Raw genomic sequence first — 6,818 nt, 5'->3', positions numbered from 1 at the left:
TCATTCACCAGTACTTTTCTTCGATAGCGCGGACAGAAAACAAAATGATAGTTGATTAAAGAGACCGTTGTTCTTCTGTCGTCTTGTTCCATATCCAGATCCTAACCGTTCGATCCGCAAACTGCAACATCAAAAGATAAAAAATAGTTGCTCTAAGCATCCCCTTTATGGGATACCGAGCAACGCCGTCTTTCATCCCACGCTTGAAACCGTGGGCTTTCAGCCGGCAAAAATCTGTAAACTAGACATCAAAAGGAGACGAAGTAGGATACATCTATTAGAAAAAGCTTTATCTATTGCGACAAAAGCACATTCTGGACAGCTTGACAAAGGTGGGAAGCCCTACATCCTTCATCCTCTTTCTGTGATGATGCGCGTGGATTCTCTTGAAGAAAAAATAGTGGCATTATTGCACGATGTGATTGAAGATACAGAGATTACCATTTCCGACTTGCAACAAGCAGGGTTTTACGAAAAAATCATCGATGCCATTCAAGCGGTTACACGTCAAAATGATGAAACATATGAACAGTTTATTGAACGCATTGCTCATAACCCGCTGGCCATCCAAGTCAAACTGGCGGATTTGGAAGAAAATATGGATTTATCGCGCATATCGGAACCTACTCCAAAGCATTTTCAACGATTGGAAAGATACCAATCCGCTTATAAGAGATTGCAATCAGCAAAAACTACCAATAAATCGTTTTAGTTGCCCAACAGACTATTTTGACCCAACCTTTTAACAATTAGATTAACTTTATTCTCGTTTCGAAGAAACGTATTCCCATCGTGGTCGTCCACGACGTTTTAGTGATGCATCATGATGGGCTATATTACAGCGACGACTTATATATTTGGGCTGATCCAGAAAGTTTAATTGTTGTGAGCTATATAAGTCATTTTTCCATCAAGAAAAAACCGAAGCACATTTCGAAAAATTGGATACCTTCCAGGAGTACAAAAAGAGCCATGCTTTTCAGCATCACTCTTCGATCGCCCAAGGGTATCCATCCGGTTTTCTGCCTTCCAACCGCACCACATGATAGGTCGCCATCACTCCGCCTTCCGCCTTATATTCGCGGTCATACCGCGCCATCACTTCCTTCACCAATTGGCATTCCGTCAGTAGGGGAAGCCGGGACTCGCTATGGCTGGCTCCCGTCTTTTTGACCGCCGCCAAAAAGTGCCGACATGATGGAAAGGCCACCTTTACCTTTTCTTCCTGCACATTCGCATCCAGCCATCCCGTTTCCGCCAACCATGCCTCCCACCGGGCAGGACTTGGCAGCGGCAACCCATGATATTGGGACGGCAACCGCCACTCGTGTTCGACTTCTCTGTAGATGCAGTGCAGCTCCGCAAACGTTTCGGGGCCAAACGTACTCGCGGCCAACCGACCTCCGGGACGCAGCAGCCGAAACCACTGGGCCAACATGGCTTGCGGCTGAGTAAACCATTGGATGGTGGCATTGGAAATGATGAGATCATAACCGCCCTTGGCCTCAGCCGACCACACTTCCGCATCGGCGACCACGAATGAAACCCCCTGCGCCTTCACTCGCCTGCGCGCGACCGCGACCATCTTCTCCGCCAGATCGAGCGCAACGATCTCAGCTGTGGGGAAAGCCGTCCGCAACAACTGGGTCAAGTGGCCGGTACCACAGCCAATTTCCAAAATGCGCCCAGGCGCCTGCCCACGCTCTACGACGCGGTTCAGTAGGTGCTGAGCCATTCCCTGTTGCACCTGGGCATACTGGTCATAAGTGGACGCAGCCATATTAAATCGTCGGGCAACTCGTTGTTTATCAATCAAAGCTGCATCTCTCCTTCATCCAAGCAACAAAGCGGTCGGGTTGGCACAAAAAAGGGGCATGCCCCGCATCTGGCCATACCGTCAAGTCACTCTGCGGCAAAAGCCGGTGCAAGGATTCCGCTCCCTCCACCGGACAGATCTGATCCTCGGCACCACTGAGCAGATGGATGGGCAATTCTAGGCGGTTAACTTGTTCAATGATGGAGTATCCCTTCAGATACCGCAAACCGGCCAGAAGAACGTCCGGCTCAGGCAGGTGGCGACGAATCCGGGGACACTCCGCATTTGAGCGTTCCTCTTCTGCCACGGTAAACAGGCGCTGGTCAAATTCCCGCAGCACCCGTTTCGGATCTCGCGCCACCTCACGCATCATCCGCTCAAGCACGCGCAGATCCCGTTTCTGCCTGATGAATTGGCTTGTGCCGCTGACGGCGAATATCTCGGTTACCTGCCGGGAATAAGCGGCCGCGTACTGAAGCGCCAACAGCGCTCCCATGGACCAGCCAATCAGCATGAAAGGGGCAGAAACCCGGATAAGGCGGTGGATTTCTTCCACATCGAAAAACTTATTGTGAAAGGAAAGGATTTGATGCTCCGCCTCCGGCAAACGTTCAATGACCGGCTCCCAGACCGTCTCATCCGCCGACCAGCCGGTTAACCAGAGGCAACGGGGTTTGCGGTTCATCCGCCAGCCTCCTTTCCGCGGCAAGCCTTACGCACAGCCTCAACGGCCCGGATTAAGTCTGCCTGCGTATGGGTGGCCATGAGGGAAAAGCGCAGTCGGCTCGCCCCTTCCGGCACGGTTGGCGGACGAATAGCCACGGCCAATACGCCCTGTTCTGCCAAAGCCTGACTCAACTTGAGTGCGCGTTCACTCCCGCCGACAACCCACGGGACAATTTGCGTCGTCGATCCGTTGATCGAAAGCCCCGCCTCCATCAACTGTTGCCGAAACCATGCACTCCGCTCATGCAAGGCTTGGCGCAACGTGTGTCCCGATTGAACAAGGCGCAAGGAAGCGCGGATCGCCGCCACAATCACCGGCGGCAAAGCCGTGGTATAGATCAGGGGCCGGCACCGATTGACCAGATATTGAATCCACGTTTTTCTCCCCGCCACATAAGCTCCATACACCCCAAAGGCTTTGCTGAACGTCCCCATATGCAGATCAATCTCGTCCGCCACCCCGAGATGATGGGCCATCCCTTCCCCATGGGGGCCAAAAACGCCGGCGGCATGCGCTTCATCAAGCACGAGCGCGGCATCGTACTTCTTTTTTAACCACACCAATTCCCTCAGTGGGGCCACATCGCCATCCATGCTGAAAACCGAATCGGTGACAATCAGTTTCCGCTTGATCCCTTTGGCCTCCGCCCGTTTCAAAAGCGTCTCCAGATGATCCAGATTGAGGTGGCGATAACGGTATGATTTCGCGCCGCTCAACCGGATGCCATCCACAATGCTGGCATGATTGTATTGATCGCTGAAGACCGCATCGGCCGGCTTTAACAGCGCGGTCAACAGCCCGAGATTGGCCATATACCCATTGGAAAACAACAGCGCCGCTTCCGTCCCCTTAAAGCGGGCAATCTCCCGTTCCAACTCATCCAGTTCATGGCTATGCCCGATGATCAATCGGGAAGCCACCCCGCCAACCCCATGGGCACCAGCCCGCTCCAGTGCGGCCTGCAACTCCGGATGGGCGGACAAACCGAGATAATTATTGGAAGAAAAGTTGAGGAGACGACGCCCACCCCGGATGACATGGGTTAGGGCCGCATCCGCGGTCGGGGTTAACGAGCGGAACAGATGCCGTTCCGCCAGAACTCTTCCTTCCTGCCTGATTGAACTCTCCCAACTGCCGCTCACAACGCGCACTCCTCAATCTCAAAGCCCAAGTCCGCGATCATCTGATGGTCCAACTTGACGGTCTGCCCTTCCGTCGTCAAGTAATCGCCGACGAAAATGGCGTTGGCCGCATAAAGAGAAAGGGGTTGCAATTGGCGCAGATTGATTTCCCGCCCCCCTGACACGCGTATTTCCTTAGTGGGCAACAAAAAGCGGAAGAGGGCGAGCACTTTGAGACAATAGAGCGGTTGAAGCTCATCCAGATGGGCAAGCGGGGTGCCGGGGATGGCATGCAAGAAATTGACGGGCACCGAATCCGCGTCCAACTCCCGTAGCGCATACCCCATTTCCACCACCTGTTCCATTGTCTCACCCATGCCGATGATGCACCCCGAACAAGGAGAAATCCCAGCCGCTTTGATCGTTTCCACCGTCCGCACGCGATCCTCATACGTATGGGTCGTCGTAATCCGGTCGTAATGGCCGGCGCTGGTGTTTAAGTTGTGATTATACCGATCCACTCCCGCTTCCTTCAGCTGGCGGGCTTGCTCCTCGGTCAACAGCCCCAGGCAAGCGCATATCTTCATCGGCATCTCTTTCTTAATCTCTTTCACTGCGGCCACCACTTCCGCCAATTCCCCTTTGGTGGGGCCTCGACCGCTCGCCACAATGCAGAAAGTTCCCGCTTTGCGGCGTTGCGCTTCTTTGGCCCCCGCGATCAGTTGGTCTTTTTGCAATAAGGAATATTTCTCGATGGGCGCCGTGGAAACAATCGATTGCGAGCAATACCCGCAATCCTCAGGGCATAAACCGCTTTTTGCATTCATGATCATATTCAGCTTCACTTTCTTGCCGAAATGAGCCTTTCGCACGCGGAACGCCGCATGGAGCAAGGGCAGAATCTCTTCATCCGGCGCTTGGAGCACCTGCAATCCTTCCGCTAAGCTCAACCGTTCTCCCGCCAAGGCCTTGTCAGCCAACCGTTCCCATTTACTCATCTGCTTTTCCCCCTTTTAAGAACCCCACGATCCCATCCATATCTAGGTGCTCGCAGGCCGCTTGTTTCAGTCGGTGCCGGGTGAGCTCTCCGGACAACCAAGGCAGGCTTCCCCATACGGGAACCTTCGCCACTTGTTCAACCAAGCGCCGGTTATGCGCCGCGCTTTGATCCCTTTCCCCTTCTCGCAGCCCGTTGAAGATGACCCCGGCAGGCGTGCAACCCCGTTCCCGGATCGCCAGGGCGGTTAAGGCGGTATGATTGACTGTCCCCAATAAAGGGTGGGCGACAATGACCACCGGCCAACCGATCAATGCCGCCAGATCGGCGATGGTCCAGTCCGCCCCCAGGGGAACGAGCCACCCCCCGGCCCCTTCCACTAACACCACATCGACCCGTGCCGCCAGCTGCTCCAACCGGAGCAAGATCACCTCATGCTGGATCTCCACTCCCGCCCATTCCGCCGCCAAACCCGGCGCCACCGGCTCGGGGAAATGGTAACAGACGATCTCATCCATGCTCTCGGACAGGTCGAGCCATGTTTTTAGCCGCATGCCATCCGTCTCGGGAGCGGCCCATTCCCCTCCGCTTTGCACCGGCTTCATCACCCCGACGCGCAGCCCTTGATCTCGCATAGCCAGGGCCAGCGCCGCAGTGACAACCGTTTTGCCTACTTCCGTTCCCGTTCCGGTGATAAAAAACCCTTTTCCCGGTATCACGCCTTATGTCCCCTCCCTGATCGCCCGCTCCAGGATCTCAACCATCGCTTGCAAATCGGCGAGCGGGGTTGCCAGCGGGGGCATAAAGGTTACGACATGATCCAACGGCCTCGTAATCAGTCCCATCTCTCTCGCCTTCCGGCAAACCTGCGCCCCGATCGCGTCTTCCCACGGATATGTCTCTTTGGTCTCCTTACACTTGACCAGTTCAATGCCCACCATCAATCCAAGTTGCCGCACTTCCCCCACATGCGGAAGCGCCTTCAGCGGCTCAAGCCATTCGGCCAAGCGACAGCTGGCCTCTTGCACATGATCAAGCAACCGTTCTTCCTCATACAGGTCCAAATTGGCCAAAGCGACGGCACAACCCAACTGGTTGCCCGTATAGGAGTGACCGTGATAAAACGTTTTGGCCTCATACAACTCACCGTAAAAAGCGTCATAAATCTCATCAGAAGTTAACGTCGCCGCCACCGGCAAATATCCGCCGGTCAGCTTTTTGCCGACCATCATGATATCCGGCTCCACCCCCTCATGCTCGCAGGCAAACATGCGGCCTGTCCGCCCAAAACCGGTAGCCACTTCATCAATAAGAAGCAGCACATCGTAGTCCCGGCAGATGTTGGCCACTTCCGCCAAGGTTCCAGGCGGCATCATGATCATGCCGCCCGCGCCTTGCACCATGGGCTCAACAATCAGCCCCGCCACCGTATCCCCATGCTCCTCCAACACGCCGATGAGCTCATCCAGACACGCTTGGCGGCACGCTTCGACGGTGCCTGGGAAACGGTACGGATAGGGGTAAGTCACTTTGAGCGTCGGGAAGAGCAAATGAGAAAAAGAGGCATGAAACAAGTCCATCCCACCCACACTCACCGCCCCCACCGTATCTCCGTGGTACGCGTTCTTCATGCTGATGAACACATGCTTCTCCGGCCTGCCCCGATGTTTCCAATACTGATAAGCCATCTTCAATCCGATTTCCACCGCTTCCGCCCCACTGTCGGAGTAAAACACTTTCTGTAGCCGCGCCGGGGCCAACCCCACCAGCCGCTCCGCCAACAAGATCGCCGGGACATTCGCCATGCCGAGCAACGTGGAATGGGCGATTTGATCCAGTTGCTTCCGAATGGCCGCATTGAGCTTCGGATGCCGATGCCCATGCACATTGAGCCAAACGGAGGCGTTGCCATCATAATAAGCCCGTCCTTGTACATCGTACAGCTTGACACCTTCCCCCCGCTCGATGATCAGGGGTTCATCTTCCAGGTAACCTTTCATCTGCGTAAACGGGTTCCACAGATAGCGCCGATTTTTCTCCAGCAATTCTTCATAGCTCCACTGCGCCAAACCATCATCCCCTTAATGTAAACCAAGATATAAATCTATGTTTACATTCATGATAGAAATGTTCCTGTTCTATTGTCAACACTATATC

7 protein-coding genes and 1 pseudogene are annotated in these 6,818 nt (G+C 54.4%); 1 reads left to right on the top strand and 7 read right to left on the bottom strand.

What is annotated here, in order from left to right; all coding sequences use genetic code 11:
* A pseudogene (locus tag ACFQNG_RS01710) lies at positions 1–92 on the bottom strand (IS200/IS605 family transposase); the annotation flags it as partial.
* Here ACFQNG_RS01710 and ACFQNG_RS01705 point away from each other — a divergent pair.
* Complete coding sequence (locus ACFQNG_RS01705) at positions 68–712, top strand: HD domain-containing protein (protein ID WP_379863077.1); 645 nt, start codon at positions 68–70, stop codon at positions 710–712. The pseudogene ACFQNG_RS01710 and the gene ACFQNG_RS01705 overlap by 25 nt on opposite strands.
* 273 nt (positions 713–985) lie before the next feature.
* Here ACFQNG_RS01705 and bioC read toward each other — a convergent pair whose 3' ends face one another.
* From bioC to bioA, 6 genes are read right to left on the bottom strand one after another with little or no spacing between them, the layout of a single operon-like run.
* Positions 986–1,816 carry a malonyl-ACP O-methyltransferase BioC gene (gene bioC / locus ACFQNG_RS01700; RefSeq protein ID WP_379863072.1) on the bottom strand — a complete coding sequence of 277 codons (831 nt, stop codon included), beginning with the start codon at positions 1,814–1,816 and terminating at the stop codon, positions 986–988.
* Positions 1,809–2,501, bottom strand: coding sequence for an alpha/beta fold hydrolase (locus ACFQNG_RS01695; RefSeq protein WP_379863070.1), 693 nt, complete (start codon positions 2,499–2,501; stop codon positions 1,809–1,811). The genes bioC and ACFQNG_RS01695 overlap by 8 nt, the downstream gene beginning before the upstream one ends.
* A complete protein-coding gene (bioF, locus tag ACFQNG_RS01690; RefSeq protein ID WP_379863069.1) occupies positions 2,498–3,685 on the bottom strand; it encodes an 8-amino-7-oxononanoate synthase in 1,188 nt (395 codons plus the stop codon). The genes ACFQNG_RS01695 and bioF overlap by 4 nt, the downstream gene beginning before the upstream one ends.
* Positions 3,682–4,662: a biotin synthase BioB gene (gene bioB / locus ACFQNG_RS01685; RefSeq protein ID WP_379863068.1), complete on the bottom strand. Its 981-nt coding sequence runs from the start codon at positions 4,660–4,662 to the stop codon at positions 3,682–3,684. The genes bioF and bioB overlap by 4 nt, the downstream gene beginning before the upstream one ends.
* Positions 4,655–5,380: a dethiobiotin synthase gene (bioD, locus tag ACFQNG_RS01680; protein WP_379863067.1), complete on the bottom strand. Its 726-nt coding sequence runs from the start codon at positions 5,378–5,380 to the stop codon at positions 4,655–4,657. The genes bioB and bioD overlap by 8 nt, the downstream gene beginning before the upstream one ends.
* Before the next feature lie 3 nt (positions 5,381–5,383).
* Entirely contained in the window at positions 5,384–6,730 is a 1,347-nt protein-coding gene (gene bioA / locus ACFQNG_RS01675) for an adenosylmethionine--8-amino-7-oxononanoate transaminase (protein ID WP_379863066.1), read from the bottom strand.
* Between the last annotated feature and the right edge of the window lie 88 nt (positions 6,731–6,818).

The organism is Laceyella putida (assembly GCF_042665195.1).
In the GTDB taxonomy this organism is placed as follows: Bacteria; Bacillota; Bacilli; order Thermoactinomycetales; family Thermoactinomycetaceae; genus Laceyella; species Laceyella putida.
The sequence above is the reverse complement of the archived record's forward strand: the minus strand, read 5'-3'. Positions and strand labels throughout refer to the sequence as shown.